This window comes from Gaetbulibacter aquiaggeris, assembly GCF_044003965.1.
In the GTDB taxonomy this organism is placed as follows: Bacteria; Bacteroidota; Bacteroidia; order Flavobacteriales; family Flavobacteriaceae; genus Yeosuana; species Yeosuana aquiaggeris.
This window is the reverse complement of record NZ_JBAWKC010000002.1, coordinates 1-26,272: the sequence shown is the minus strand read 5'-3', so window position 1 is coordinate 26,272 and position 26,272 is coordinate 1. Positions and strand designations below refer to the sequence as shown.

The following is a 26,272-nucleotide window of genomic DNA, read 5'->3' as shown; positions in this document are numbered from 1 at the left end:
TAATATAATGAGCTTTGTCTCTTTCTAAATTCTAAAAATAATATTACATTACAAGCAAACAAACTATACCATGAAGAAATTATTTTCAAATATTAAAGGAGATGCTTTTGGCGGTATCACAGCCGGAATTGTTGCCTTACCATTAGCATTAGCATTTGGGGTTTCTTCAGGATTGGGTCCTAGCGCAGGGCTTTACGGCGCTATATTTCTAGCTTTTTTTGCTGCATTATTTGGAGGCACAAATACGCAAATATCAGGCCCTACAGCACCAATGACTGCGGTTAGTATGGTTGTTATTGCAGGAATCATAGCCATTAATGATGGTGATATTGAAAAAGCACTTCCTGCCATTTTAATTGTTTTCTTTTTAGCTGGTCTCATTCAGGTCGGACTGGGGGTTTTAGGATTAGGTGTTTATATAAAATACATTCCCTACCCTGTTGTTTCAGGTTTTATGACAGCTATTGGTGTCATTATATTAATTACACAATTTTTACCGGCTCTTGGATATTACCCTAAAGAAGATATAAATTATGTAAATCAATTTAAACCAGCTGCTGAAGAAATTATACTGGAGAATATATTAAAAGAAGAAGCAGGTGATGGCATATTGGTTTTAGAAGATTTTAAAATTACTATTGAAAGGGCTCAATCCATTTCTACAGAAGATGTGCAAAAAGAATCAGAAACACTCGCTTCAAATAATGCCTCTGGTGTTTTAGGTGCCATTAAATCTTTGCCAAGAGCGGTCCAAAATATTAATTGGCTGGAACTTATTCTTACTTTATTTACTATTCTTATTATTTACGGATTTAAAAGGATTACCAAAGCCATTCCCAGTACGCTGGTAGCCTTAGTTGTAGTTTCGGGTGCTGCTATTGGTTTTGGCCTTAATTATAGACCCATAGAAGCCATTCCAGGTGGTTTGCCACTTCCAAATCTTCAAATATTTACAAGTTTTAGCTTATCTGGAATTACTCCCTATATTTTTACGGCCATAACCTTAGCATTGTTGGGAGCTATTGATTCCCTTCTTACTAGTGTCGTGGCTGATAATATGACTAAAACGAAACATAAACCCAATAAAGAATTAATTGGACAAGGTATTGGTAACAGTATTGCCGCCATTTTCGGTGGTATTCCGGGTGCTGGCGCAACCATCCGAACGGTAGTGAATATTAACTCCGGGGGGAAAACAAAACTATCTGGAATGATAGCCGGGATTATGCTCCTAATAATCTTATTAGCATTAGGACCTATCGCTTCCAAAATACCTGCAGCCGTACTTGCCGGTATTTTGATAACAGTTGGTATAGGGGTTATGGATTATAGAGGGTTAAAAGCTATCCCCAGTATGCCAAAAGACGTTAAAATAGGCCCACTAAAATTTAGTATGGAAGTGTTAATAATGCTTGTGGTATTACTTCTCTCTACATTTTGGAATTTAGTTTATGCCGTCGGCATTGGATTGATCATCGCTTCTTTAATGTTTATGAAAAAAATAGGCGATTTAACAGCTTTAAGTTCAGATGTTAAACCACTCAAAGAAGAAGCATGGAAAGATGAAATGGGTTTCCCAGAAAAATTAAAAGAAGAGGTTTTTATAAAACATATCAAAGGGCCACTGTTTTTTGGTACCACCAGCGATTTTCAACTATTGGCAAAGCAAATACCTAAAACTGCATCCACTGTAGTTATTCGCTTAGAAAAAATGCCTTATATAGATCAATCTGGTTTATATGCTATGGAAGATGTATTGGTAGATTTAAGAAAGGATAACATTGATGTCTTGTTTGTAGGCTTACTTAACCAGCCAAAATTGATGATGGAACGAATCGATATTATTCCAGATTTAATTCCTGAGGAATGTTTGTTTGAAACTTTCAATGAATGTATTGGTTGGATCATGAATAATGTGAAAGATACCCTCTGATGATAAAATTAAAAAGGCGAACTCATAAGTTCGCCTTTTTAAATCATACTATTTTTAGCTATTGTGCTTCTCTCATAAATTCTTCAGCTTTAGTAACCATATTTTTGCTTCCACAGATGAACGGAACCCGTTGATGTAATTCTGTTGGTTGAATGTCTAAAATTCTTGTAAAACCATCACTTGCCTTTCCATTGGCCTGCTCTGCAATAAAAGCCATAGGGTTACATTCATATAATAATCTTAGTTTACCATTAGAGTTTAAAGAACTTTTTGGATACAAATAAATCCCACCTTTTATCATGTTTCTATGAAAATCAGAAACCAAAGATCCTATATATCTTGAGGTATACGGCCTGTCTTCTTCTTCGCGTTGGCAATATTTAATATAATTTTTTATGCCTTGAGGAAAGTGAATATAATTACCTTCATTAACCGAATAAATAGATCCACTTTCTGGAAATTGCATATTTGGATGTGATAAATAAAAAGAACCTATGGCCGGATTTAAAGTAAATCCATTAACGCCATCACCAGTAGTATAAACTAGCATGGTTGAGGTTCCGTAAACAACATAACCAGCCGCCACTTGTTGGTTTCCCTTTTGTAAAAAATCCTCCAATGTTACAGGAGTACCCACAGGAGTTACTCTTCTATATATCGAAAAAATAGTTCCAACAGAAACGTTTACATCTATATTTGATGACCCATCTAAAGGATCTATGAGTACAATATATTTATTCTGGTGATTTTCATCAAGGCTATTAATAGCAATAAAATCATCTTCTTCTTCGCTGGCAATACCACAAACAATATTTCTATTGATTAGAGTTTGAATAAACTTTTCATTCGCGTACACATCCAATTTTTGTTGGTTTTCACCTTGAATATTAACCTCTCCCACATTTCCTATAATATCAACCAGTCCGGCTTTATTAACTTCATGGTTTACTACTTTTGCCGCTAAACGAATGGAATTAAAGAGTGTAGACAACTCGCCAGAAGAATATTTAAAAGACATTTGATTTTCAATAATAAACTCTCCAAGCGTTTGATTCTTTTTAAACATAAAATAGTTGTTTTGTTTGTGCAAATATCTATCTTTTTTAATCTAACTACAACGATTTCGTTAAATATTCCATAACCTAAATAAATAACTTTACTCTATCTTTGAATTAAATATAACCCTATGAGCTTTACAATACGAAACGCCCAAAAAAGTGATATGCCTCTAGTTCTATCATTAATTAAGGAATTAGCTGTTTTTGAAAAAGAACCAGAGGCTGTAGAAGTAACTATTCGTGATTTAGAAAATGATGGTTTTAGTGAAAACCCTTCCTTTCATTGTTTTGTTGCAGAAGTGCAAGGAAAAATTGAAGGTATGGCGTTAGTGTACAATAGATATTCAACATGGAAAGGAAAGGCTTTACATTTAGAAGATTTAATAGTAAGTGATGCTATGAGAGGTTCTGGCATTGGCTCGGCCTTATTAGACGAAGTCGTTAAATACGGGCATCATTTAGGAGTAAAACGTATTACTTGGGAAGTACTTAACTGGAATGAGCCAGCAATTGTTTTTTATGAAAAAAAAGGGGCTCATGTTATGCACGACTGGAACGTGGTACATTTAAATGAAAAAGCGATTAAAAATTATATATCCAAACTATAATGCAAGTATTCAAATTTGGCGGGGCTTCTGTAAAAGATGCCAATGGTGTTAAAAATCTGGCTAAAGTCCTTCAAAAAGCAGGTCATAAAAAGACCTTAATTGTAGTTTCTGCTATGGGCAAAACAACCAATGCCTTGGAGGTTGTCATCAGGAACTATTTTAATAATAAAAAAGAATTGCAAAGTTCTTTACAAGAGGTTAAAAAATACCACAATGCCATAATTTTAGATTTATTTGAAAATGAACAACATCCCATTTTTAAAACCTTATCCAACTTATTTGATGAATTAAATGTTTTTTTGAAAAGCAATAAATCACCGGATTATAATTTTGTTTATGATCAGGTTATAGGTTTTGGCGAGCTTGTTTCCACGCGTATTATAAGTGCATATTTAAACGACATAGGTTTTCAAAATGACTGGTTAGATGTTCGTGAATTTATCAAAACGGACAATTACTACAGAAGAGCAAACGTTAATTGGGAAGAAACTCAAGCTTTAATAAATAAAAAATTTAATACATCCGTTTTAAATATTACACAAGGTTTTTTAGGGAGTGATAAAAATAATTTTACAACAACTTTAGGCAGAGAAGGTAGTGATTATACAGCGGCCATTTTTGCATATTGTTTAAATGCAGAAAGTGTCACCATTTGGAAAGATGTCCCTGGTGTTTTAAATGCCGATCCGCGCTATTTTGACAATGCACAATTATTGCATAAAATATCTTATAGAGAGGCCATTGAATTAGCCTTTTACGGTGCCTCGGTAATTCATCCTAAAACCTTGCAACCACTTCAGCGTAAAGAAATTCCTTTATATGTCAAATCTTTTATTAAACCTGAAGCCTCTGGAACTAAAGTCGGCAAAGGAATTCCTTTAGACCCCAATATTCCATGCTTTATAGTTAAGAAAAATCAAGTTTTAATATCCCTCTCCTCTTTAGATTTTTCATACATCGTTGAAGAAAATATAAGTGAAATCTTTAGCTTATTGCATTTGTATAAAATGAAGGTTGATGTCATTCAAAATTCAGCTATCAGTTTTTCAGTTTGTGTTGATAATATTTATAATAATTTAGACAAACTATTACATCATTTAAAGGCTAAATTTAATGTAACTTGCCATGAAAATGTTTCCTTATACACAATAAGAAATTATTCCGAAACCTCAATAAAACAATTAGAAATAGATAAGACCATTTTACTTAAACAATTAACACAAGGTACTGTTCAAATGGTGACACTTTAAATTTTTGATTTATCCAGAAAGAGTTTCAAACGACCCAAAAATATTAAGATAAAAAAATAAAAATTTTGATTAGGTTTGCAAGTATGAGAAAACAAGTAGATGAAGGCTTAGTTTCAGCAAAGGAAGTTGCTTCAGTAATCAATGTAGATAAATATGGTTTTATAGGAACGTTTATTGGTTGGTTACTAATGAAACTTCTTAAAATATCCACTATTAATAAATTTTACAAAAGAAACAAGCATCTTTCAGGTTTAGTGTTTTTAGACTCTATTTTAGAAGAGTTTCGAATTAAATTCGAAATTCCTGAAGAAGATTTAAAACGTTTGCCCAAAGATGGGGCCTATGTCACAATTTCTAATCATCCCCTTGGCGGTATTGACGGTATTTTACTTTTAAAATTGATGCTTGAGCAACGTGACGATTTTAAAATTATCGCCAATTTTTTATTACACCGTATTGAACCTATGAAACCTTATATCATGCCTGTAAACCCTTTTGAAGACAGAAAAGAGGTTAAATCTAGTATCACGGGTTTTAAAAATGCGCTGATACATTTAAGAGAAGGGCATCCTTTAGGTATTTTTCCTGCTGGAGAAGTGTCGACTTACCGAGATGGGAAATTAGTAGTTGATAAACCTTGGGAAGAAGCCGCTATGAAGCTTGTTAAAAAGGCAAAGGTTCCAGTGGTTCCTATTTATTTTCATGCTAAAAATAGCCAATTATTTTATAAGCTTTCAAAAATTAGTGATACGTTTAGAACGGCCAAATTACCTTCAGAAGTCTTAACTCAAAAACGGCGAGTCATTAAGGTCAGAATTGGGAAACCAATTTCAGTAGAAGATCAAAATGAACATGCTAGCCTTGATGAATTTTGTGACTTTTTGAGAAGAAAAACATATATGCTTGCTAATTCATTTGAAGACAAGCCTAAAATATTAGATAACATTTCCTCGTCTTTAAAAGTGGTCAAAATGCCTAAAAACATTGTAACTCCAATTTCTCAAGAGGTCATGGTCAAAGAAGTTGAATCACTTCGAGATGGGGATTTCAGATTATTGCAAAGCAAAAATTATGAAGTTTTTTTAGCGCAAGTGGATAAGATTCCTAACATTTTAAGAGAAATAGGCAGGCTTAGGGAAATAACCTTTAGAGAAGTCGGTGAAGGTACTAATGAAGCCATTGACCTTGATGATTTTGATTCTTATTATCATCATATGTTTCTTTGGGATAATGAAAATAAACTTATTGTAGGTGCTTACAGACTCGGCCTAGGATCAAAAATATTTGCACAATTTGGTATTGATGGCTTTTATCTACAGGACCTGTTTAGATTTGAGCCTGAATTGTATAAAATGATGAGCCAGAGCATAGAAATGGGACGCGCTTTTATTATTAAAGATTACCAACAAAAACCCATGCCTTTGTTTTTACTTTGGAAAGGTATTGTTCATATAACCTTGCGTTTCCCAGAGCACAAATATTTAATTGGTGGTGTAAGTATAAGTAATCAGTTTTCAAATTTCTCGAAATCGCTAATGATTGAGTTTATGAAATCTCATTATTACGACCCCTACATTGCCCAGTATGTGCATCCTAAGAAAGAATTTAAAGTAAAACTTAAAGATGCCGATAAAGATTTTGTGTTTGATGAAACCGAAGCCGATTTAAATAAATTTGATAAATTCATTGATGAAATAGAACCAGGCGCATTGCGTTTACCTGTTCTTCTTAAAAAATATATCAAGCAAAATGCCAAATTGGTAGCTTTTAATGTAGACCCCTTATTTAACAATTCTGTGGACGGCCTCATGTATATTAGAATTGCAGACCTACCTGAAAGTACAGTAAAACCAGTTATGGAAGAATTTCAGGCCGAATTGGAGCGCAAGTTTATGGAAAATAATGACGACCATAGTTAGTTTAAAGAACCATGGAATCATATAAAAATAAAATCAGTATTCAGAATATCCTTTCTTACCTAAATAATAATATCACCCCGCCAATAGCCGTAACTACTAAAATAAAACGACGGTAATTTAAATTTGAAATCCGTTTCACTAGGGCTGCCCCAACAAAAAATCCACATATAACTACAGGAATCAAAGCAGCATTTAAAGTTAATGTTTGAACATTCACTGTTTTCCAAACAAAAATATGAAAGGGTAATTTAAAAATATTAATGATAAAAAACAACCATGCCGCAGTTCCGATAAACTCATTTTTAGGAAATCGTATAGCCAAAAAATAAATATTAGCTACCGGTCCTGCTAAATTACCTATCATAGTAGTAAAACCTGCTAAAAAACCCATAATCCATGAAAACACCTTGGATTTAGGAACCGCTGTTGACTTCCTGTTTTCAGCCAAAAACATAAGGATAACAGACCCAATGATAATAATAGCCATTAATTTTTTAAAAATGATCTCTGAGATATCATTCCCAAGCCAAACACCAACTAATACCCCTACAATCATCATAGGTAATAGTTTGAATATGTATTTCCATTGTGCATGCCGGTTGTAATAAATTACCGCCAAAACATCTGCACAAAGTAACATGGGTAATAAAATGCCTGTGGAAGTTTTTTCACCAAAAACAAAGGCTAAAATAACGACAATAATAATGCCTATCCCTTTAATACCTGCCTTTGATAATCCAAGTAAAAAGGCAGCTAAACCAATAGCCGACCATTGCATCCAAGATAGATTATACGATTGAATAAGGTCTAAGTAATTCAATATAAATTTTAAATTATAAAAAAGCTTGATCAATGGGTTCCCATAGTTCTATTTTATTTCCTTCATTATCCAGAATCCAACCAAATTTTCCATATTCATATTCTTTCATCTCTCCCACAATAGTAACACCTTCTTCTTTTAAGATTTTTAAGAGTTCCACCAAATTCTCTACGCGGTAATTAAACATAAAATCTTTTTTTGAGGGTTGGTAATACTTAGTGTCTTCGGGAAATGGGCTCCATTGTGTTGAACAATTATTACCCTCTTGATCCTTCCACCAAAAAGTAGAACCATAGTCATCTGTATTAAAACCTAAATGTTTTTTATACCAATCTTTGGTAGTACTAAGGTTTTTGGTTTTAAAAAACAAACCGCCTATTCCTGTGACTCTCTTTTTCATTTTTTGTATGTCAATTATACATGCTGATCTAGAAGAATGGCATTACCGTCTGGATCATAAATCATGAAACTCGCCGGGCCTGATGAAGTTTCATCAACTTCCGACCCTAATTTGATTCCTTTAGATTTAAGATGTTTTTGTATCATTCTTATATCATCGAAAGGTTTTACTTTATTGGCGTTTTCATCCCAACCAGGATTAAAGGTTAAAATGTTATTCTCAAACATACCTTGAAATAAGCCAATAAGTGCATTACCATTTTTCATGATTAAATAATTTTTTTCAAGTTGCCCAGCATATACTGAAAAACCAAGCGTTTCGTAAAACTCTTTTGAAGCCTTGATGTCCTTAACACTTAGACTTGCAGAAAATGCTCCTAATTTCATGACTTTAATTTTAATAGTTAGTTAATTATTTTTACTTTTTAAATTGAGATTCATAAATACCAATCCATTCATCCATGGTCATTCTTGATGCCAGTTCACCCAATAACTTATAAGGAATATCATTCATGTTTTTAAACCTAATACAGCTTTTCCCCATATCTAATTTACGGTTACTATGTTTAGGAAACTCTAACGTAAACCAATCAAGCAACTCCTTTTTTGCATACATTCCCATATGATAAACCGCCACAAAGTTTTTTTGGGAGGCAATATTTAAAAAGGGCAAAGGCAATTCTGGTGTACAGTGATAACCTGCTGGATATATTGAGTGAGGAACCACATAACCAATCATGCCATAACTCATAACTTCTTCAAACCCTTTTGGCAAATTCGCCTTTATGGTTTCACGTAATTTTCGAATGGTCGGTTGCCTTTCTTCTGGAAGTTGTTTTATGTAATCTTCAGGTGAATAGGCTTTGTATTGCATTTTGTGACTTTTAGATTTCTAAAGTTAACAAAATTTATCTTTTATTTTATCGACGATCGTTTGAGCTAGTTTCTCTTTACTTTCAACAGTCCATCCTGCCACATGCGGAGTAAGTATCACGTTTTTGGCATGAATCAAATATTTAAAAGCTTCTGGTATGTCCGTAGAAAATAAGTTTTCAAAAGAAGCTTTTTCATATTCTAAAACATCTAATCCAGCCCCCAATATTTTACCAGATTTAAGAGCTTCTACCAAATCTTTGGTGACCACACTTTTCCCTCGGGCTGTATTAATAAACCAAAATGATTTTTTAAACTGCTTAATCATCTCAGCATTTATAAGATTTAATGTTAATGGGGTTTGTGGTGTATGCAGACTTAAAACATCTGCGCTTTGTTGTAATTCAAAAAGGGATACTTGTTTCGCATTTTCGTCCCCTACATTTTCCTTTATATCACAACATAAAACCTCAACCTCAAAACCTCTAAGTTTTTTCGCAAAAGCCTTTCCCATATTACCATAACCAATAATGCCCACTGTTTTGCCATCAAGTTCAACACCTCTATTATCTTCGCGTAACCATTTCCCTTCTCTAATCTCGGCATCTGCTTTATTTAGTTTGTTTAATAAAGACAATAACATTCCTAAGGCATGCTCACCAACAGCATTTCTGTTCCCTTCTGGCGCTGCTATTAAAGTAATCCCTTTTTTTTCAGCATAATCAGAATCAATATTTTCTAATCCGGCACCAACCCGACCAATAAATTTTAAGTTGGTGGCCGCATCAAGAAATTGTTTGTCAATCGTACACCGGCTTCTTAAAACAATCCCATCATACTCATGTATTTTGGACTCAATAGTTTCTATTGAAGAAGCATAATCCTCATGATTTATAAAGCCTAAATCATTAAGTTGATCTATTAATAAATGGTGATTAGTATCTAAATGAAGAATTTTCATTAAAAGCCAAGAATCATTTTTGCAATTAAAAAGTATAAGAGAATTCCAAAAATATCATTGCTTGTGGTAATGAATGGCCCGGTTGCAACGGCAGGATCAATCCCTCTTTTATCTAAAAAAATAGGAATAAAGGTTCCAATTAAAGCGGCAATAATAATCACGGTAATTAATGCAGCCCCAATAGTCAAGGACACTAAATAGGATGTTTGAAAAAAGAAATGACTAATAAATAGTACCACGAAAGCAATGGCAACGCCATTAACCAAACCCAATAAAAATTCTTTAAACAACCGTTTTAACAGCTCTCCCTTAATGGTATCATTGGCTAAACCTTGCACCACAATGGCTGAGGATTGTACTCCAACATTCCCGGCTGTTGCTTGTATTAATGGTACAAAACTCAACAGTATGGCATAATCTTTTAAGACAACTTGAAAATTAGTAATAATAGTTGCTGCCCCAATACCTCCAAACATGCCTATTAACAACCATGGTAAGCGTGCTTTTGTAAGTTCCCAAATACTATCATCTGCTTCTACATCACTGGTGATCCCTGCAGCTAATTGATAATCTTTCTCTGCCTCTTCCTTCATCACATCCACAATGTCATCAATAGTAATACGACCTATAAGCCGTTGATAATTATCAACAACAGGAATGGCTTCCAAGTCATATTTCTGCATCACTTTTACAACATCTTCAGCATCGTCATGGACATTGACACTATCCACACTTTTTATATAAATATCTGATATTTTTTGGTCGCTTTTTGCAACAATTAAATCTTTTAAAGAAAGCCTTCCAACTAGTTTGTTTTGTTTGTTTACTACATAAATTGAATGCACGCGTGTCACGTCTTTGGCCTGACCTCTTATTCTCCTTAAACATCCAGCAACCGTCCAAGTTTCATAAACCTTAACCAGCTCTTTCGCCATAAGACCCCCTGCGGTATCCTCATCATACATCAAAAGCTCTTTTATCTCAGCCTTATGATCTTCATCTTCAATATTGGAAATAACTTCTTGTTGACGATCTTCTGGTAATTCAGCAATGATATCAGCAGCATCATCGGTATCCAGCTCTTCAATTTCTTCAGCAATTTCTTTAGCCGATAGATTTTTTAAAACTTTTTCTCTGTTATCCTCATCCAGTTCCATAAGAACATCTGAGGTGGTTTCAGAATCCAGAAGTTTGATAACATACATGGCCTCTTCCAGATCTAATTCATCTAGAATATCAGCAATATCAGCATAATGAATCTCATTAAAAAGCCTTTGAAGTTCTCTGTCTTTTTGTTGTTCAACTAAAAGTTCTACCTGTTCAATAAGCTCATTGCTGAGTTGAAACTGTATGTTCTCTTTTTCTTCTGACAATTTGAAAAATTTTATTTGATTTTAAACGTCTTTTTGAATCAGTTGTGTCAAGGAAATAAATTCTTGAACACTTAACTGCTCAGGGCGTTTGTCAAAGATAGTATCTTCTCTTAAACTTTCGCTTAAATTGAAGGTTTTTAAACTGTTACGAAGTGTTTTTCTGCGTTGTTGAAAAGCAGTTTTTACCACTTTAAACAATAAAGCTTCATCACAAGGCAGGTTGTAATTTTCCTTTCTCACCAACCTTAACACACCTGAATCAACTTTTGGAGGTGGATTAAAAACAGAAGGCAATACCGTAAACAAATATTCAGCATCATAGAAAGCCTGAGTTAATACCGATAAAATTCCATACACTTTACTCCCTTCCTTTGAGCAAATACGTTGCGCGACTTCCTTCTGAAACATACCCGAAAATTCAGGAATTTGATTGCGCATTTCCAACATTTTAAATACAATCTGAGTGGAGATATTGTAAGGAAAATTTCCTATAATGGCAAAGGGTTCTCCCTTAAATATTTCATTAATATCATACTTTAAAAAATCCTTTTCTATAACTCTTGGGGCTAAATTGAGGAAATTTGCTTTTAAAAATTCTGCTGATTCAGAATCTATTTCAATTACGTAAGTAGTAATATCTTTTTTAAGAAGATACTTTGTTAAAACACCCATTCCAGGGCCAATTTCTAAAACTGATTTATACCCTTTTAAAGCAAGTGTATCTGCAATTTTTTCTGCAATACTTTCATCATTTAAAAAATGTTGTCCTAGATGCTTTTTGGCTTTAACAGTCATATATGAGATGGGTCATAAATTTAATAGCTTACTGTATACTCATCAATTATCTCTAACTCAGTTCTAAAAGATAATACTCGATCTCCAAAATGTTTTACAGCATCTTGACGTAATTTAGCCGCTTCATTTTTATAATAAGCTTCTAAAGCTTCTCTTGATTTAGCTCTGTATTGAACAGAATAGGTAACACCTCCTAGATCTTCTTTTACTAAAACCTTGGTGAGTTTTGCCTCAGTAAAATAGCCGGTAGACAGTACCTGTGGAATATGCTCTTTAACCCATTCCAACCATTTTTGATGAATGCTCTCATCAATGTTAGAAGTTACATTATATATTATCATAGTTCTGAATATCTTACGAATCTAATTGTTTTGCAAATAACAGGAGTTCTTTATCATCATCAAAAGGTTTTATTCTTTTTTGATAGATAAATCCTAGTTTTTCTAAAAGTTTAATTGAATTACCATTAGTTGGTAAAGTAATTGCTAATAAATTCTTCAAATGAAAGCGCTTCTTGGCCAGCGCTACAATAGCTAATGAAGCTTCATAACCAAAGCCTTTCCCTTCAAATTCAGGTAAAAAAGCAAAACCCAAATCGACTTCTTCTAATTGTTCTCTCTTTATTAATCCACAAGTACCTATGGCTTTATTTTCTTTCTTATGATGTAATTTATAAAATCCAAACCCAAATTCTGAGTAACTCTTTAAGGTACCATTCAACAAATATTCTTCAGCATCTTTTACAGTTTTTAGGTTTCTGTCTCCTATATATTTTATCCAATTTGGCGTGTTCACTAACTCTAGAAAAAACGGTGCATCCTCAAGAGACAACTCAGATATCATAAGCCGGTTGGTTTCAGCAATACTCATAAAATTATAGGTTTATAGCATCTCCGCGTAAAGCTCTGTACCTTTTTCTTGCTTCAATAAAGTAAATACTATCTGCATGATTAAAAACAATATCTTCATACAAGGCCTTTGCCTTTTCTGGGTCAGACAAGTAATTCATATATACATTGGCCAAAGCGAAAGTGGCGTCGTCAACCAGAATACCTTCTTTATAATTTATTAAAATGTTAGAGTAATTACTTTCAGCCCTTTGGTATTCCTTCCCCTTTTCAAATAATTGGGCTTGTTTGAATAATGCTTGAGGCACGATACTTTCTGTTTTATGTTCTTGTAATATGGTATCCAGCAGCATGATGGCTTCTTCATTTTTATTTTGAAAGGCCATTAAATCTGCCTTTGCATATAACTTTAGAGCCACTTGAAGAGAATCTTCGTACTTATTATCTGATATCAAAAGTTTCAAATCTAAAGCGTCATTTGCAATTAACTGTGAAGTAGATGCTTTTAAAATTTTAAGTTGCGATTCTGCCCAAGTAAAATCACCCTTATAATAACTTGTTTTAGCCACTTTAAAACGTGCTTCTTGTGAGATGGTGCTGTTTTTTAAGCTACGCTGTATCTGGGTATAATACACCAAAGCAGTATTAAATTCTTCACGTAAAACATAAATATCACCTAGCTCTAACTTAACCTTCGCTTTTTGTAAATCATTTAAAGGTAATTCAAGCGTATTTTCTAAAAAAGCGGTGGCTTGTAAAGTTTTATTATAATAGAACCCTAAAAAATGAGCATAAGCTATTTGCAAATCCAGTGTTTGTGAAAAGGTGCCATATTGATTAAACAAAGCCAAGAATTTCGCATTAATTTTATCATAATCCTTATTTGAACTTTCCTTGATTTCTATTTGAAGCAGACTATCATTTGCACTAATTAAAGTTTCTAAATCTTGAGCGGTGCTAATTAAATATGACAGTATTTCTTTAGCTACAGCATCTTCATTCTCATTAATTGCAATGTTTGCCAATTCAACTATTCTATCAAGACTTTCGGGTTGTCTGTTAAATATGGCCTTTTCCTGAATAAAAGCCTTATCAAAATCTCTTTGTTGAATAAATAACCAACTAAGCATATTGTTCCAAAGAATATTAGGCTCTTGCTGCATTTTTTTTAGCAGGATTTTTTTTAGAAAAATATTATTTTCATTTGTCGCATCCTCACTTATAAAATCATTAATAGCGCGTTTAATATTATTTAAAGCAACTGGATTATTTTGCACAAAATCTATGTAACTCACAAACATCTTTTCCACATCACCCTGCTCACCATAAATCTGAGCCATTTGTAATTTAAAATTAAAATCAGGTTTTAATATCATGGCCTTTTCATAGGTTGCCAATGCTTCATTTAATAATGAATGGGTTTGAAAACTGCGCGAGACATTAAATACATTGTTAACATTTATATCAAGACTTGACAAGGCTTTTGAGTAGTAATTATTAGCCATTGTCAAATCATTCTTTAATTGAAAATTATATCCTAATTCAACAAAAAAAGCGGCGTAATTAACCTTTTCTATAAGTTTTAATAAAAACTTTTCTGCTTCATCATATTGTTCTAGCTGCTGATAAGAACTCACTATTTGGGTAATATAATTTATATTATTGGGTGATTGCTCAAATAATTTTTGATATTCAATTAAAGCCTTTTCATATTCCCCATTTTCAAAGTAGTCTTTTGCAAATATATCCGCATCCTGCGAGAATGCATTTGCACCTATAAGAAACAGTATTATTAAAATATACCTCATAAGGTAAAGATAACAAATGTGACGGGTTGATTTTGTAAATATTATTATAAAAAAAATGCCCGAATAGAATCCGGGCATTTACCAACCTAAATAAATACCTATTAATTTCCGCTAATATTTAAAAACGAAATAATTACTAGATTGGGGACATTTTTCAAACGAAATTAATCCCTATTTATTTACAACTGCAGTGGTTTTATTTTCAGATTTTGTTAATTCAAAATCTGAGAACAAGACCTTGCTTGCAAAGAAAACTAGTAATAAAAGAAGAAAGATTCTTTTGAGATTTTTCATGGTTTAAAGGTTAACTAGATTTGGAGCAGCTAACTTCAGAAATAAATATGAAATCTCAAAAAAAAAATTAAAAAAATCGTTAAACGACCAAAATTTTTATCACTTAATCGATAATTGTTAAAACGTACGATTTTTTATGTAATCTAAAGACTACTTTTTGATAATAAAAACTGGAATTAATCAATTAACTTAAATCCTGTATATTTTTGTAATACTTCCGGAATTAAAATACCTTGTTCTGTTTGGTAATTTTCTAAAATTCCCGCAAGCACTCTTGGTAAAGCTAATGAGCTTCCATTCAGCGTGTGAGCCAATTCATTTTTTCCTTCAGAATTTTTAAAACGCAATTTTAAACGATTGGCTTGAAAGGTTTCAAAATTGGATACAGAAGATATTTCTAACCATCTATTCTGAGCTGTAGAAAACACTTCAAAATCATAAGTTAAGGCCGATGTGAAACCTAAATCACCTCCGCAAAGACGCAATATTCTATAAGGTAATTTTAGTTCCTGTAAGATGGTCTTTACATGATTAACCATTCCGTCTAAAGCTTCATAAGATTTGCTTGGATGCTCAATACGTAAAATTTCCACTTTATCAAATTGATGTAATCTATTTAATCCTCTTACATGAGCTCCATAACTTCCTGCCTCTCTTCTAAAACACGGCGTATAACCGGTAATTCCAATAGGTAAATCACTTTCATTAAGTAATACATCTCTAAAAATATTGGTTCCCGGAACTTCTGCTGTTGGAATTAAATATAAATTATCCTCAGTAACATGATACATTTGACCTTCTTTATCAGGTAATTGTCCTGTTCCAAAGCCTGAAGCTTCGTTTACAAGATGTGGCAACTGGTATTCTGTATAACCTGCTTCGGTGTTTTTATCCAGAAAATAAGTAATTAAAGCACGCTGAAGTTTTGCTCCCTTTCCTTTATAGACAGGAAATCCAGCTCCCGTAATTTTATTACCCAATTCAAAATCGATAATATCATATTTCTTGGCTAATTCCCAATGAGGCAATGCCCCTGTATGCAAAACAGGAATAGTACCTTCCTTATAAACCTCTTCGTTATCGGCTTCAGAGCTACCTGAAGGAACTCGGCTATTTGGTATATTGGGTATTTTATATAACAACTGGTTTAATGACTCAATCTTAAGGTTTAAAGATTCATTAAGCTCTTTGGTAGTTTCTTTTATTTGGCCTGTTTTTTCTTTTAAAATATTGGCTTTTTGAGTTTCACCAGATTTAAACAAGTTCCCTATTTCTTTTGATAATGTATTTGACTCCGCTAATAAACCATCTAGTTCAGTTTGAATACGTCTTCGGTCTTCATCTAATGAAATAACTTCATTAATTAAACTGCTAGCCTCAAAATTTCGTTTTGCTAATCCCGCAATTACCAAATCTTTATTTTCTCTAATAAACGGTACTTGTAACATGTTTTAAAATTTAAGTCACAAATTTAGGGAATTACTAAGAATTTCTGCTTTGTTTTTAATGTAAAATAGAATTAATTAAAGCTTGCTCTTTATATAATTAAGCGATGTTTGTTGGTCTTTTGATAATTGCTTTTTTAAGGCCTCAACAGAATTAAATTTAATCTCATCACGAAGACGATGCAGCAAATTAATTTGAATATTTTTATTGTAGAGATCTTGATTAAAGTTAAAGAAATGCACTTCAATGCTTTCCTTTTCACCATTAACAGTTGGGTTCATTCCAATATTGAGCATCCCATAGATTTTCTGGTTATTAATTAAAGCACTAACAACATAAGACCCTTGTTTAGGGATGAGTTTATAGTCTTCCTTTATCTGAATATTAGCCGTGGGAAACCCTAATTGTTTACCCAATCCTTTTCCTTTAATAATGGTTCCGGTCAACATAAAATCATACCCTAAATACCTGTTCGCAGTTTCAATGTTGCCTTCATTTAATGCTTTTCTGATTTTAGTAGAACTCACCGCAACATCATCAATATCCTGTGCAGAAATTTCCTCAACCTCAAAATTATAAAGTCCTCCAAAAGTCTTTAAATCTTCAATATCAGCATTTCTGTTTCTTCCAAATCTATGGTCATAACCAATAATTACTTTTTTTACATGAAGTTTGTCTACCAAAATCTGTTTCACAAAATCTTCTGCAGAAAGTCTTGAAAACTCATTGGTGAATTTTTTTATAAGCAGAAAATCCAATCCCAGATTATCAATAATATGGGTACGCTCATCAATGGTATTAATAAGTTTTATTTTAGCCTCTTTTTGCAAAACCATTCTTGGATGCGGAAAAAAAGTAAGAATAACCGATTTTAAATTATTGGCTTTGCCGGTGTTCACCAAACGCTTGATAATTTTTTGATGGCCTATGTGAACGCCATCAAAAGTGCCTATTGTCACTACCGTATTAAAATTAGATTGATATGATTCTATACTATTAATATTCCCCATAAACGCTTCATTGCTATTCTGACTAAAAAAAGCTAAATTTGTTTTAACTATTTAATTGAAATTGCCCTAAACAAAATTAAATGAAAGCAAAACTACATTATGTTTTCACATTGACAATTTTTTTAATTGCCTTTTCGGCAATTGGTCAAAATTCTTGGAAAAAAATTGAATCTCCTAAAAATCCTGAACTTATAACTAAGTTAAAATTAGATAAAAGTAAAGTCGATTTTTTTGAACTTGAAATGGCCTCATTTAATAAAAAAATCTCCAAAGCCAGTTTAAGAACCGTTGGAAACAAACAAAGTGAAACCATTATAGAACTGCCTGCTAGTGAAGGAGAATCAGAAGCTTTCAGAATTTATGAAGACCCCGTGTTTTCTCCATCTCTTGCCGCTAAATATCCAAATATAAAATCTTATGTGGGTTATAGCGTCAACAATTCCGGCACTAAAGTACGTATGAGCGTATCTCCTCAAGGTGTACAAATCATGCTGACTATTGGTGATAAACCAACCTTGTTTATGCAACCCATTTCCAGAAGTTCAAATGTCTATGTTTTATATGATGATGATTCGAAAAACAACTTGACAGATACATTTGAATGTAAAACCATTGAAGATTTTAATCAAGCCTTTAATTCAAAAAGTTCTAAAATATTGCTTGATGAAGGCGGTGCGAATAATAAAACTTTACAGAAATTTAGAATTGCCATTTCAGTGACCGGAGAGTATACAGCCTATCATGGTGGTACTGTTCCTGGTGCTTTAGCAGCAATTAACGCCACCTTAAGTCGAGTTAATGAAGTATTTGAAACAGACATGGCTGTTAAGTTTGAACTTGTTGACGCCACACAATTAATTTATACTGATGCCTCAACAGATCCCTATTCGGATGCTAGCATAGGTGTTGACGGCGCTTGGAGCGACGAATTGCAAAGTACATTAACCACAGAACTTGGCAATCCAAATTATGATATTGGCCACTTATTTGCCGCAAGTGGTGGTGGTGGTAATGCGGGCTGTATTGGTTGTGTTTGCGTTAATAATCAAAAAGGAAGCGCTTACACGTCTCCTGCTGATGCCATTCCAGAAGGTGATTCCTTTGATTTGGATTTTGTGACTCATGAAATAGGTCACCAAATGGGAGGCAATCACACTTGGGCTTTTGATGTTGAAGGCAGCGGTGTCAATTCTGAGCCTGGAAACGGATCTACCATTATGGCCTATGCCGGAACAGGTGGTTCTGATGAAATACAATTACATAGTGATGACTATTTTCATTACCATAGCATCAAACAAATATTAGAAAACCTCACTACAAAAACTTGCCAGACCACCAGTATTATTTCCAATAATCCACCGAGTGCCAATGCAGGAAATGATTATCATATTCCACCAGGAACGGCTTATGTTCTAAAAGGTTTGGCTACCGATCCAAATGGAAATGATAACCTAACTTACTGTTGGGAACAAACGGATAGTGGTGTCTCTAATTATCTAAATTTTGGACCAGAATTAACTTCAGGCCCTATGAACAGATCTTTACTTCCTTCTGCCTCTCCCAATAGATATATTCCCCGTTTTAGTAGTGTTTTACTTGGCAATACCACACAAACAAATCCCACTTTGGGAAGTGACTGGGAAACTGTTTCAACGGTGGCCAGAACATTAAACTGGGCGTTGACCGTAAGAGACAGAAATCCATTAAATGCTATTGGAGGACAAACAAGCTTTGATACTATGGTAATTACTGTAGAGGACGTCACTCCTTTTACCTTACAAAATCCTGTTTCCTGGGCACAAGGAAATACTGTGACTATTAATTGGGTGGTTGGACAAACAACTAACGCTACTATCAACTGTCAAAATGTTTCCATTAAATTATCAACAGATGGAGGCTTAACATTCCCAATAATGATAGCCAGCAATACTCCTAATGATGGCGCATTCTCCTATACGGTTCCTGCTATTTCTGACACATCAAATGCAAGAATAATCATCGAAGCCATTGACAATATTTTTTATGATGTTTCTGATTTTAACTTTTCTATTTCTCAAAATCCAGATTTTTTTATTGTTGAAAAGACACTTGCTCCAATAACATGTGGTGCTACTTCAGTAACTTATACTTTTGATTATGTTGCTGTTAATGGGTTTTCAAATAATACCGTATTTAGTGCATCAGGATTGCCTTCGGGAGCTACGGCCGTTTTTTCACCAACAAATTTAAGCAGTTCAGGTACTTTTACTTTAACTATTACTAATTTAACAACAGAAGGAGATTACGTGTTTAATGTAACCGGAACTTCTTCAATAATCACAAAAAATATTTCAGTTAATTTACCATTTTATAATGGCCTATGTAACTCTGGAGGAAATCTCCTTTATCTCACAAGTATAACGCGAGTGCAATTCAACACTATTAATAATATTTCAAACAAGACATCTGGGTATAATGATTACACTTCCATTTCTACAAATGTAAACAGATCAAACGCATATAATTTGACGGTTAATGTCAATACCGATGGTGATTTTACAACAAGGAGCAATGCATGGATTGACTGGAATCAAAACTGTAGTTTTAATGATCCTGGTGAATCTTATGATTTAGGAACAGCCACTAATGTAAGCAATGGAGTAACCTCCAATTCTCCATTGTCCATTTTAGTTCCTGCCAATGCCGTTTTAGGAAATACAGTGATGCGTGTATCAACAAAATATGATACGGCTGCCGGCTCTTGTGAAACTGGTTTTGATGGAGAAGTTGAAGATTATACCATTAATGTTTTACCTTCCTTAACTGTAGAAGAGTTTGGGTTTGATAATTTTAAGGTCTTTCCAAATCCTAATAAAGGAACATTTACTATTCAGTTAAATGGTTCTCTTGAACGAAGTATCAATATAGACCTTTTTGATATTAGAGGAAGAATCATCTTTAATAAATCTTTCCAAAATGTTGGCGATTTTAATCAAGAAATACAATTAAACCATGTGCAATCAGGAATGTACATTTTAAATGTAAATGATGGTATAAGAAAAACTACCAAAAAATTAATAATAGAATAAAAATAAAAAAAGAAAGCCAATTGCTTTCTTTTTTTATTTTCCGTTATACTTATTCATGGCAATATTGATACCTTCCAGAACAAATGACTTAATAAGCTTTACTGAAGTATCTAAACGTTCTTTGAGTTTTTCAGATTCTTCTGCACTCCATTCACCTAAAACATAATCTACCTGCCTACCTTTGCTAAACGCATCACTAATGCCAAATCTAAATCTATTGTAATTGGTTGTTTGTAGTGTTTCCTGAATATCCTTCAAACCGTTATGACCTCCATCACTGCCTTTCGTTTTTAGCCTTATATTTCCAAAGGGCAGGTTTAAATCATCTGTAATAACCAGTAGGTTTTCCAAAGGAATTTTTTCTTTAGTCAACCAATATAATACCGATTTTCCACTAAGATTCATAAAAGTACTTGGCTTTAAAAAAATCATCGTTTTTCCTTTTAATTTAAAGGTGGCCAGATCTCCCAGTTTTTGCGTTTCAAAAATTAAATTTTCCTGTTCAGCAAAAGCGTCTAACACTTTAAATCCAATATTATGACGCGTATCAGCATATTTCTCGCCAATATTCCCTAATCCTACAATTAAATATTTCTTCATAGTATTCGGTTCTTCTAGGTGCTTGGTTGTTTTGAAAAGATTCCTTAAAAACGTCCACATAAAAGAATAATTTTAAGTAAAAATAAAAAAGCATCCTGAATATAACAGAATGCTTTTCCTTTTTTAATTTTAAAAACCCTTATTCTTGAGTAACCTCTTCTGAAGTTGTTCCTTCAGCAGTAGCTTCTGCGCCTTCTAAAACTTCTGCGCCTTCTTCTTCATCTTCAGCAACCGCAATAGCTGTACGAGCAGTTTTAACTTGTACTACTACTTGACTGTCTGGATGGAGAATTGTAAAATCTTCACTCTTAAGCTCTTCAACAGAAATAAGCATTCCTATTTTAAGTTTGGAAATATCAACATTAAAGACATCTGGAAGCTTACTTGGCAATGCTCTAATTGCAAGTTTTCTTTTTCTAAATAATAATCTACCTCCATTTCTTACTCCTGGAGAACTTCCAGTGATGTGCACAGGAATATCCATAGTAACAAGTTTATCTTCAAATAATTGGTAGAAGTCTACATGTAAAATTTTGTCTGTAACAGGATGAAACTGAATGTCTTGCATTACTGCATTATACGTTTTACCATTGTCTAGTGCAATCACAGCTGTATGCGCATTAGGCGTGTATACAAGTTTGGTGAAAGCTAATTCTTCAACATAGAAATGAACTGGCTTATCTCCTCCGTATAATACGCAAGGAACCTGACCAGCATTACGTAAGGCTTTTGTTGCTTTTTTGCCCACGCTTTCTCTTTGAGATCCGTTAAGTGTAATTGATTTCATTTTTATTTATAATTGTTTATTAATACTCTCTTTTAAACCCTAAGCCTTAAAACTTCAGGAAACATTTTTACATAATAAATTTTGAACTAATAGATCTATTATATTGTACGTTATGCATCACACTGGCAAACAGATCAGCACAAGTCAAGACTTTAATTTTATCACTTTTTTGCTTTAGTGGAATAGAATCTGTTACTATTAATTCTTGTAATTTGGAGTTTTCTATGTTTTCATAGGCATTTCCAGATAAAATAGGATGTGTACATATGGCTCTGACACTTATCGCACCACGCTCCATCATTAAATCAGCTGCTTTTGTTAAAGTTCCAGCAGTATCAACCATATCATCAACAAGTACCACATTTTTTCCTTTAACATCACCGATTAATTCCATATGAGAAATAACATTTGCTTTAGCGCGTTGTTTGTAACAAATCACCACATCACATTCTAATGCCTTTGAATAAGCATAGGCTCTTTTAGAACCTCCCATATCAGGAGAAGCGATCATTAAATTATCAAGTTTTAAACCTTTGACATAGGGCAGAAAAATAGTGGATGCAAATAAATGATCTACTGGTTTTTCAAAAAACCCTTGAATTTGATCCGCATGCAAATCCATGGTAATAATTCTTGTAGCACCCGCTGCTTCAAGCATTTTAGCCACAAGTTTTGCCGCAATTGGAACTCTAGGTTTATCCTTTCTGTCTTGTCTTGCCCACCCAAAATAAGGCAATACGGCTGTAATATGTCTCGCTGACGCACGTTTAGCGGCATCAATCATTAACAACATTTCCATTAAATTTTCAGGGCCAGGATTGGTAGACCCAATAATAAAAATTCGTGTGCCTCTGATTGATTCTTCATACGATGGTTGAAACTCACCATCACTGTATTTAGAGGTAATTACATTACCAAGCTCTGCTCCATATGAGTTTGCTATTTTTTGAGCAAGTTCTATACTTTGTGTACAAGGAAAAATCTTTGCTTCGGTAATAATGTAAGACATAGTTAAAATGTTGTTTATTAGTATATAACAGTACCTAATTTTAAACGAGGTGCAAATTTAGAAATTTATTTTAACCTGATTAACATATTCTGAGCTATTTTTAAAGAAATTACGGAAAATATATTTATTTTTGCTATCCAAAATTGCTCAAGTGGCGGAATTGGTAGACGCGCTGGATTCAAAATCCAGTACTTTCGGGTGTGTGGGTTCGATTCCCACCTTGAGTACAAATAAAAAGTCAATTATCTGATTATAAGATGGTTGGCTTTTTTATTGTTACGATATTTGTACGATTAATGTGTTTTTAACTATTATTTCAACATAACTGCTTTATTTGATTTAATAAAGTTAAAACAAGTAACGCCAGCGGCTAAACCTATAATTCCAATAAAAAAACTGTTCAATCTGTTCAATTAGTGTTCAATCTACTGTTCAATGTAAAAAATGATTATAACTTAATATATTTCAATACATTATAAATATTTTAATATAAAGTGTTCAATGTTCAATCAAAACGAACTACTTAGAACAAACATATTACCTTCTTATTATCTAATTGACCCACCCATGTCCCGAAAAAGAAAGACATGGAATAGGCTTATAATGACGCACACTAATTTTTTTGGAAACAAAAAATAAGTGGTGGAATTTTCTTTCTATATTTATAACTTGTTGAAGTTAACCAACCAACCTTATGATTCCATTCTTTAGAAAAATCCGTAAAACATTAGCGGATGATAACAAGCCAATAAAATATTTAAGATATGCTGTTGGTGAAATTGTTTTGGTTGTTATTGGAATATTGATTGCATTACAATTAAATATAGCAAACGAGTTAAGACAAGAGAGGAAAGTAGAATTAAATTTACTAAATGATATAAAATCTGATTTAATAGAATCTCAGAAAAATATAAAAGAGACTTATGGTTATAACCAAGATCAAATTGGACAATTAAAATATCTCGCAACGTATGTTTCTAAAGATTTACCTTATACTGCAGAGTTAGATACTATTTTTGGTGAATTTCCCACTTGGACCTCACCTTATCTAACCTATACATCATATGAAACCTTAAAATCTAAGGGGGTAGATTTCATAAAAAATGATGTTTTAAAAGCGAAAATCACAAATATTTATGAGTCCGATTTTGCAAATTTAATTAATGATTGGGATAAATGGGTGTGGAATATAAATCAAGACATTGTGATGCCTTTTTTTGCTGAAAATATAAGGTCAGATTTAGAAAATAGTTCCTTTGCAATTCCTAATGATTTTGAAACCCTCAAAAAAGATGAAAAATTCTTAAATACCTTGTCTTTAATTATTAAAGTGAGGTCATTCGGAGTGACCAAGTGTTTAAAAATTGATAAAAAATTAGATACTTTAATTGGTGATATCAATAAAGAATTGGATAGCCGAAATTTTAAAAAATAAGTACTAAGGTCTTATAATAACCAATGACCTTATACGAGTTTAACATACTTACATTATAAGAAGATGTTTTAATAATTATTCAAAAGATAAGCCTTGCAGATATATGAGGCTTTTAAACTGCTGTCATAGGATTTACAATGCCCGATGCATTCATAATTAGTCCCAATGAGAGAACCGCTAAAAGAGGTAATGCTAAAATAATACTTAAAATCATAGTCACTCTCCAAAATGTTTTGTGCTTACTACTTCCTTTATCACAACCTTTTTTGGCACCTATAATTATCAGACCTATCAAAACAGCCACATAAAGAAAAATACTATTATCCATACTTTAAATATTTTCTATAAGTAGACTTTTAAAAACCTACAACAACTTATTGAGATTGCAGTTTGATTTAGGGGGAAACCATCAGATCCCTACAAACCTTTCAAATGTTACATCGCATCTATGCAGTGATTTTACTCACGCCAGAAAATGATATAGGGGTATAAAAAGAGTAGTAAAAGGAATTTACTTGTTAATTTAAAAGCCTCTTAAAGATGTGCTTTACATATATTGTGAATATTTTTTAGTTGAACTACATAATTATAGGTATGAAAGAATGATATTTCTCATATTTCAACAGATAAAAGACTGCTTACTTTGTTATGTTGCTTAATGATAACCCCCTACTAATTAATAGGGGAAATTGAGAATTGTTCTGCTTAGAATGGTTCTCTTTTTTTAGGCTCTATACTTACAATTCATAACCTAACAAAAGTCATGTTTTAATCAATACAAAAGCCCTTTTTTTGTAGTGTTATGTAATGTTATTTATTGGTTTTATATTAATAGCGATAAAGAGGATTGTTCTGCTTAGAATGATTCTCTTTTTTTTTATGCTCTATACTTACAATTTAAAACCTAACAAAAGTCATCTTTTTTATAAAAAAAAATACTTTTATTTATCGTTTCTAATAAATATAGAAGTGACTAATTCTAAAAAAGAGTAATTCTGGGAAGGATTATTCTTTTTTTTTAAACTATCCTTTATAAGAAATATAATTTTTAAGGCCTTCTCTTATATATGTAAATTTATTTGAATAGTCACATATTCTATATTGTGCATAAAGGGAGAAGGTTTTTTAAATTTTAACTTGAAGTATTTTATCATTTATAATATTAATAAAATTATTACTAAAGATATTCGCATTAACTGTTATACCATAGATAAGTTCTTTGTTGAAGTTGTTTATGATTCAGAACATAACACCATAACAGAAGTTAGAAGTTTTAAATATGGGCATAGTCTTGATAAGTATTCTGCAAAATTTTAAATAGTTTCACAACGGCATTCAGTAACATTCTTCTTTACATAATTTATAGTATTGTGTGTTAATAGTTGTCTTTATAAACCTAACATAAATCATAGAATGGCTTTTATTTGCTTAGTATATTTGAGAATATAGTGTGGATATAGGTATTAACTATATCCAATTGTTAATTACAATTACAATGAAACAAATAATTTTTATTCTATTGGCTTTGATAATATTAAGTTGCAATCAAAATCATAAAAAAGATGACCTTTTGGGGATTTGGGACGTTGTATCTTCTACTGATATTGAAACGGGGGAAGTAGAATTGTCAGAAAAGGAGTTTGTGGAATTTAAATCAGATTCTATTTACTTAATTTCGGATTTTGAGGTGGATAAAGTTTTTGCTTGGCGAATTGAAGGTGATTCCATATTTTTAGATAAGGATGGTTCTGTTTATATTAAAAAGTTGACCAAAAATGAACTTATAGTTGAATATGGGTTTTTAGGTAAAATACAATTAACCTTAAAAAAAAGAAAGTAGTTAACAATGAACTAAGCTAAAATCCAAATGTTTTATTAGATTATTTTATTACATAATTATGATCATATGGCAAGCCTGATTTTGCAATAGCAAAAGCTTGTTTAATTAGTTTGTTACATACTGCGATAAGTGCCAGTT

General features: G+C 32.7%; 25 protein-coding genes and 1 tRNA gene. 9 read left to right on the top strand and 17 right to left on the bottom strand.

The genetic code is table 11. The annotated features are described in order from the left end of the window. Window positions 1-70 precede the first annotated feature (70 nt). Complete coding sequence (locus tag V8G56_RS06530; RefSeq protein ID WP_395437632.1) at window positions 71-1,933, top strand: SulP family inorganic anion transporter; 1,863 nt, start codon at window positions 71-73, stop codon at window positions 1,931-1,933. Window positions 1,934-1,991: 58 nt separating this feature from the next. On the opposite strand, the gene fbp is transcribed toward V8G56_RS06530, so the two are convergent. Next, on the bottom strand, window positions 1,992-2,999 hold the full coding sequence (fbp, locus tag V8G56_RS06525) for a class 1 fructose-bisphosphatase (protein WP_395437631.1): 1,008 nt from the start codon (window positions 2,997-2,999) through the stop codon (window positions 1,992-1,994). A 120-nt stretch (window positions 3,000-3,119) separates the two neighbouring features. On the opposite strand from fbp, the gene V8G56_RS06520 reads away from it, so the two are divergent. From V8G56_RS06520 to V8G56_RS06510, 3 genes are all read left to right on the top strand, one after another. Next, on the top strand, window positions 3,120-3,599 hold the full coding sequence (locus tag V8G56_RS06520; protein ID WP_395437630.1) for a GNAT family N-acetyltransferase: 480 nt from the start codon (window positions 3,120-3,122) through the stop codon (window positions 3,597-3,599). Further along, window positions 3,599-4,849, top strand: a complete 1,251-nt coding sequence (locus tag V8G56_RS06515; protein WP_395437629.1) for an aspartate kinase — start codon at window positions 3,599-3,601, stop codon at window positions 4,847-4,849. Before V8G56_RS06520 ends, V8G56_RS06515 begins: the two co-directional genes overlap by 1 nt. Before the next feature lie 83 nt (window positions 4,850-4,932). Beyond that, entirely contained in the window at window positions 4,933-6,768 is a 1,836-nt protein-coding gene (locus V8G56_RS06510; RefSeq protein ID WP_395437628.1) for a GNAT family N-acyltransferase, read from the top strand. A 55-nt stretch (window positions 6,769-6,823) separates the two neighbouring features. On the opposite strand, the gene V8G56_RS06505 is transcribed toward V8G56_RS06510, so the two are convergent. From V8G56_RS06505 to V8G56_RS06450, 12 genes are all read right to left on the bottom strand, one after another. After that, window positions 6,824-7,588 (bottom strand): sulfite exporter TauE/SafE family protein, encoded by a 765-nt coding sequence (locus V8G56_RS06505; RefSeq protein ID WP_395437627.1) that lies wholly within the window; start codon window positions 7,586-7,588, stop codon window positions 6,824-6,826. Window positions 7,589-7,601: 13 nt separating this feature from the next. Further along, entirely contained in the window at window positions 7,602-7,988 is a 387-nt protein-coding gene (locus V8G56_RS06500; RefSeq protein ID WP_395437626.1) for a VOC family protein, read from the bottom strand. Window positions 7,989-8,002: 14 nt separating this feature from the next. Then, on the bottom strand, window positions 8,003-8,374 hold the full coding sequence (locus tag V8G56_RS06495) for a VOC family protein (RefSeq protein WP_395437625.1): 372 nt from the start codon (window positions 8,372-8,374) through the stop codon (window positions 8,003-8,005). A 31-nt stretch (window positions 8,375-8,405) separates the two neighbouring features. Continuing rightward, a complete protein-coding gene (locus V8G56_RS06490; RefSeq protein WP_395437624.1) occupies window positions 8,406-8,861 on the bottom strand; it encodes a DUF1801 domain-containing protein in 456 nt (151 codons plus the stop codon). A 24-nt stretch (window positions 8,862-8,885) separates the two neighbouring features. After that, the gene (locus V8G56_RS06485; RefSeq protein ID WP_395437623.1) at window positions 8,886-9,821 is read right to left on the bottom strand and encodes a 2-hydroxyacid dehydrogenase; all 936 of its coding nucleotides are present in this window, start codon (window positions 9,819-9,821) and stop codon (window positions 8,886-8,888) included. Next, window positions 9,821-11,194 carry a magnesium transporter gene (mgtE, locus tag V8G56_RS06480; protein WP_395437621.1) on the bottom strand — a complete coding sequence of 458 codons (1,374 nt, stop codon included), beginning with the start codon at window positions 11,192-11,194 and terminating at the stop codon, window positions 9,821-9,823. The genes V8G56_RS06485 and mgtE overlap by 1 nt, the downstream gene beginning before the upstream one ends. 21 nt (window positions 11,195-11,215) lie before the next feature. Further along, window positions 11,216-11,989 carry a 16S rRNA (adenine(1518)-N(6)/adenine(1519)-N(6))-dimethyltransferase RsmA gene (gene rsmA / locus V8G56_RS06475; RefSeq protein WP_395437620.1) on the bottom strand — a complete coding sequence of 258 codons (774 nt, stop codon included), beginning with the start codon at window positions 11,987-11,989 and terminating at the stop codon, window positions 11,216-11,218. A 20-nt stretch (window positions 11,990-12,009) separates the two neighbouring features. Further along, window positions 12,010-12,330 (bottom strand): DUF4286 family protein, encoded by a 321-nt coding sequence (locus tag V8G56_RS06470; protein ID WP_395437619.1) that lies wholly within the window; start codon window positions 12,328-12,330, stop codon window positions 12,010-12,012. A 13-nt stretch (window positions 12,331-12,343) separates the two neighbouring features. After that, window positions 12,344-12,859, bottom strand: a complete 516-nt coding sequence (locus V8G56_RS06465) for a GNAT family N-acetyltransferase (RefSeq protein WP_395437618.1) — start codon at window positions 12,857-12,859, stop codon at window positions 12,344-12,346. 4 nt (window positions 12,860-12,863) lie between these two features. Then, window positions 12,864-14,645: a tetratricopeptide repeat protein gene (locus V8G56_RS06460; protein ID WP_395437617.1), complete on the bottom strand. Its 1,782-nt coding sequence runs from the start codon at window positions 14,643-14,645 to the stop codon at window positions 12,864-12,866. Window positions 14,646-15,115: 470 nt separating this feature from the next. Further along, window positions 15,116-16,387 carry a serine--tRNA ligase gene (serS, locus tag V8G56_RS06455; RefSeq protein ID WP_395437616.1) on the bottom strand — a complete coding sequence of 424 codons (1,272 nt, stop codon included), beginning with the start codon at window positions 16,385-16,387 and terminating at the stop codon, window positions 15,116-15,118. Window positions 16,388-16,462: 75 nt separating this feature from the next. After that, a complete protein-coding gene (locus V8G56_RS06450; RefSeq protein ID WP_395437615.1) occupies window positions 16,463-17,395 on the bottom strand; it encodes a bifunctional riboflavin kinase/FAD synthetase in 933 nt (310 codons plus the stop codon). Between the two features lie 80 nt (window positions 17,396-17,475). On the opposite strand from V8G56_RS06450, the gene V8G56_RS06445 reads away from it, so the two are divergent. Continuing rightward, entirely contained in the window at window positions 17,476-20,463 is a 2,988-nt protein-coding gene (locus V8G56_RS06445; RefSeq protein WP_395437614.1) for a zinc-dependent metalloprotease, read from the top strand. Window positions 20,464-20,496: 33 nt separating this feature from the next. Here V8G56_RS06445 and pth read toward each other — a convergent pair whose 3' ends face one another. From pth to V8G56_RS06430, 3 genes are all read right to left on the bottom strand, one after another. Beyond that, window positions 20,497-21,063, bottom strand: coding sequence for an aminoacyl-tRNA hydrolase (pth, locus tag V8G56_RS06440; protein ID WP_395437613.1), 567 nt, complete (start codon window positions 21,061-21,063; stop codon window positions 20,497-20,499). Between the two features lie 139 nt (window positions 21,064-21,202). Further along, window positions 21,203-21,850 carry a 50S ribosomal protein L25/general stress protein Ctc gene (locus tag V8G56_RS06435; RefSeq protein WP_395437612.1) on the bottom strand — a complete coding sequence of 216 codons (648 nt, stop codon included), beginning with the start codon at window positions 21,848-21,850 and terminating at the stop codon, window positions 21,203-21,205. Window positions 21,851-21,917: 67 nt separating this feature from the next. Then, on the bottom strand, window positions 21,918-22,859 hold the full coding sequence (locus tag V8G56_RS06430) for a ribose-phosphate pyrophosphokinase (RefSeq protein ID WP_395437611.1): 942 nt from the start codon (window positions 22,857-22,859) through the stop codon (window positions 21,918-21,920). Between the two features lie 145 nt (window positions 22,860-23,004). Between V8G56_RS06430 and V8G56_RS06425 the strand changes: the two genes are divergently transcribed. Both V8G56_RS06425 and V8G56_RS06420 read left to right on the top strand, forming a co-directional pair. Then, window positions 23,005-23,086 (top strand) — tRNA-Leu (locus V8G56_RS06425). Window positions 23,087-23,553: 467 nt separating this feature from the next. Further along, window positions 23,554-24,294 carry a DUF6090 family protein gene (locus tag V8G56_RS06420; RefSeq protein ID WP_395437610.1) on the top strand — a complete coding sequence of 247 codons (741 nt, stop codon included), beginning with the start codon at window positions 23,554-23,556 and terminating at the stop codon, window positions 24,292-24,294. A gap of 112 nt (window positions 24,295-24,406) precedes the next feature. Here the strand turns inward: V8G56_RS06420 and V8G56_RS06415 are convergent, their stop codons facing one another. After that, complete coding sequence (locus V8G56_RS06415; protein ID WP_395437609.1) at window positions 24,407-24,622, bottom strand: hypothetical protein; 216 nt, start codon at window positions 24,620-24,622, stop codon at window positions 24,407-24,409. 809 nt (window positions 24,623-25,431) lie between these two features. Between V8G56_RS06415 and V8G56_RS06410 the strand changes: the two genes are divergently transcribed. Together V8G56_RS06410 and V8G56_RS06405 are read left to right on the top strand one after the other, a co-directional pair. Beyond that, window positions 25,432-25,611, top strand: coding sequence for a hypothetical protein (locus V8G56_RS06410; RefSeq protein ID WP_395437608.1), 180 nt, complete (start codon window positions 25,432-25,434; stop codon window positions 25,609-25,611). 178 nt (window positions 25,612-25,789) lie between these two features. Then, the gene (locus tag V8G56_RS06405) at window positions 25,790-26,134 is read left to right on the top strand and encodes a hypothetical protein (RefSeq protein ID WP_395437607.1); all 345 of its coding nucleotides are present in this window, start codon (window positions 25,790-25,792) and stop codon (window positions 26,132-26,134) included. Window positions 26,135-26,272: the final 138 nt, after the last annotated feature.

Excerpts from the sequence above, each read along its gene's own strand:
- V8G56_RS06530 (WP_395437632.1), top strand. The coding sequence starts at position 71 with ATGAAGAAATTATTTTCAAATATTAAAGGAGATGCTTTTGGCGGTATC.
- fbp (WP_395437631.1), bottom strand. The coding sequence starts at position 2,999 with ATGTTTAAAAAGAATCAAACGCTTGGAGAGTTTATTATTGAAAATCAA.
- V8G56_RS06520 (WP_395437630.1), top strand. The coding sequence starts at position 3,120 with ATGAGCTTTACAATACGAAACGCCCAAAAAAGTGATATGCCTCTAGTT.
- V8G56_RS06515 (WP_395437629.1), top strand. The coding sequence starts at position 3,599 with ATGCAAGTATTCAAATTTGGCGGGGCTTCTGTAAAAGATGCCAATGGT.
- V8G56_RS06510 (WP_395437628.1), top strand. The coding sequence starts at position 4,933 with ATGAGAAAACAAGTAGATGAAGGCTTAGTTTCAGCAAAGGAAGTTGCT.
- V8G56_RS06500 (WP_395437626.1), bottom strand. The coding sequence starts at position 7,988 with ATGAAAAAGAGAGTCACAGGAATAGGCGGTTTGTTTTTTAAAACCAAA.
- V8G56_RS06495 (WP_395437625.1), bottom strand. The coding sequence starts at position 8,374 with ATGAAATTAGGAGCATTTTCTGCAAGTCTAAGTGTTAAGGACATCAAG.
- V8G56_RS06490 (WP_395437624.1), bottom strand. The coding sequence starts at position 8,861 with ATGCAATACAAAGCCTATTCACCTGAAGATTACATAAAACAACTTCCA.
- V8G56_RS06485 (WP_395437623.1), bottom strand. The coding sequence starts at position 9,821 with ATGAAAATTCTTCATTTAGATACTAATCACCATTTATTAATAGATCAA.
- rsmA (WP_395437620.1), bottom strand. The coding sequence starts at position 11,989 with ATGACTGTTAAAGCCAAAAAGCATCTAGGACAACATTTTTTAAATGAT.
- V8G56_RS06470 (WP_395437619.1), bottom strand. The coding sequence starts at position 12,330 with ATGATAATATATAATGTAACTTCTAACATTGATGAGAGCATTCATCAA.
- V8G56_RS06465 (WP_395437618.1), bottom strand. The coding sequence starts at position 12,859 with ATGAGTATTGCTGAAACCAACCGGCTTATGATATCTGAGTTGTCTCTT.
- V8G56_RS06460 (WP_395437617.1), bottom strand. The coding sequence starts at position 14,645 with ATGAGGTATATTTTAATAATACTGTTTCTTATAGGTGCAAATGCATTC.
- serS (WP_395437616.1), bottom strand. The coding sequence starts at position 16,387 with ATGTTACAAGTACCGTTTATTAGAGAAAATAAAGATTTGGTAATTGCG.
- V8G56_RS06450 (WP_395437615.1), bottom strand. The coding sequence starts at position 17,395 with ATGGGGAATATTAATAGTATAGAATCATATCAATCTAATTTTAATACG.
- V8G56_RS06445 (WP_395437614.1), top strand. The coding sequence starts at position 17,476 with ATGAAAGCAAAACTACATTATGTTTTCACATTGACAATTTTTTTAATT.
- pth (WP_395437613.1), bottom strand. The coding sequence starts at position 21,063 with ATGAAGAAATATTTAATTGTAGGATTAGGGAATATTGGCGAGAAATAT.
- V8G56_RS06435 (WP_395437612.1), bottom strand. The coding sequence starts at position 21,850 with ATGAAATCAATTACACTTAACGGATCTCAAAGAGAAAGCGTGGGCAAA.
- V8G56_RS06430 (WP_395437611.1), bottom strand. The coding sequence starts at position 22,859 with ATGTCTTACATTATTACCGAAGCAAAGATTTTTCCTTGTACACAAAGT.
- V8G56_RS06420 (WP_395437610.1), top strand. The coding sequence starts at position 23,554 with ATGATTCCATTCTTTAGAAAAATCCGTAAAACATTAGCGGATGATAAC.
- V8G56_RS06415 (WP_395437609.1), bottom strand. The coding sequence starts at position 24,622 with ATGGATAATAGTATTTTTCTTTATGTGGCTGTTTTGATAGGTCTGATA.
- V8G56_RS06405 (WP_395437607.1), top strand. The coding sequence starts at position 25,790 with ATGAAACAAATAATTTTTATTCTATTGGCTTTGATAATATTAAGTTGC.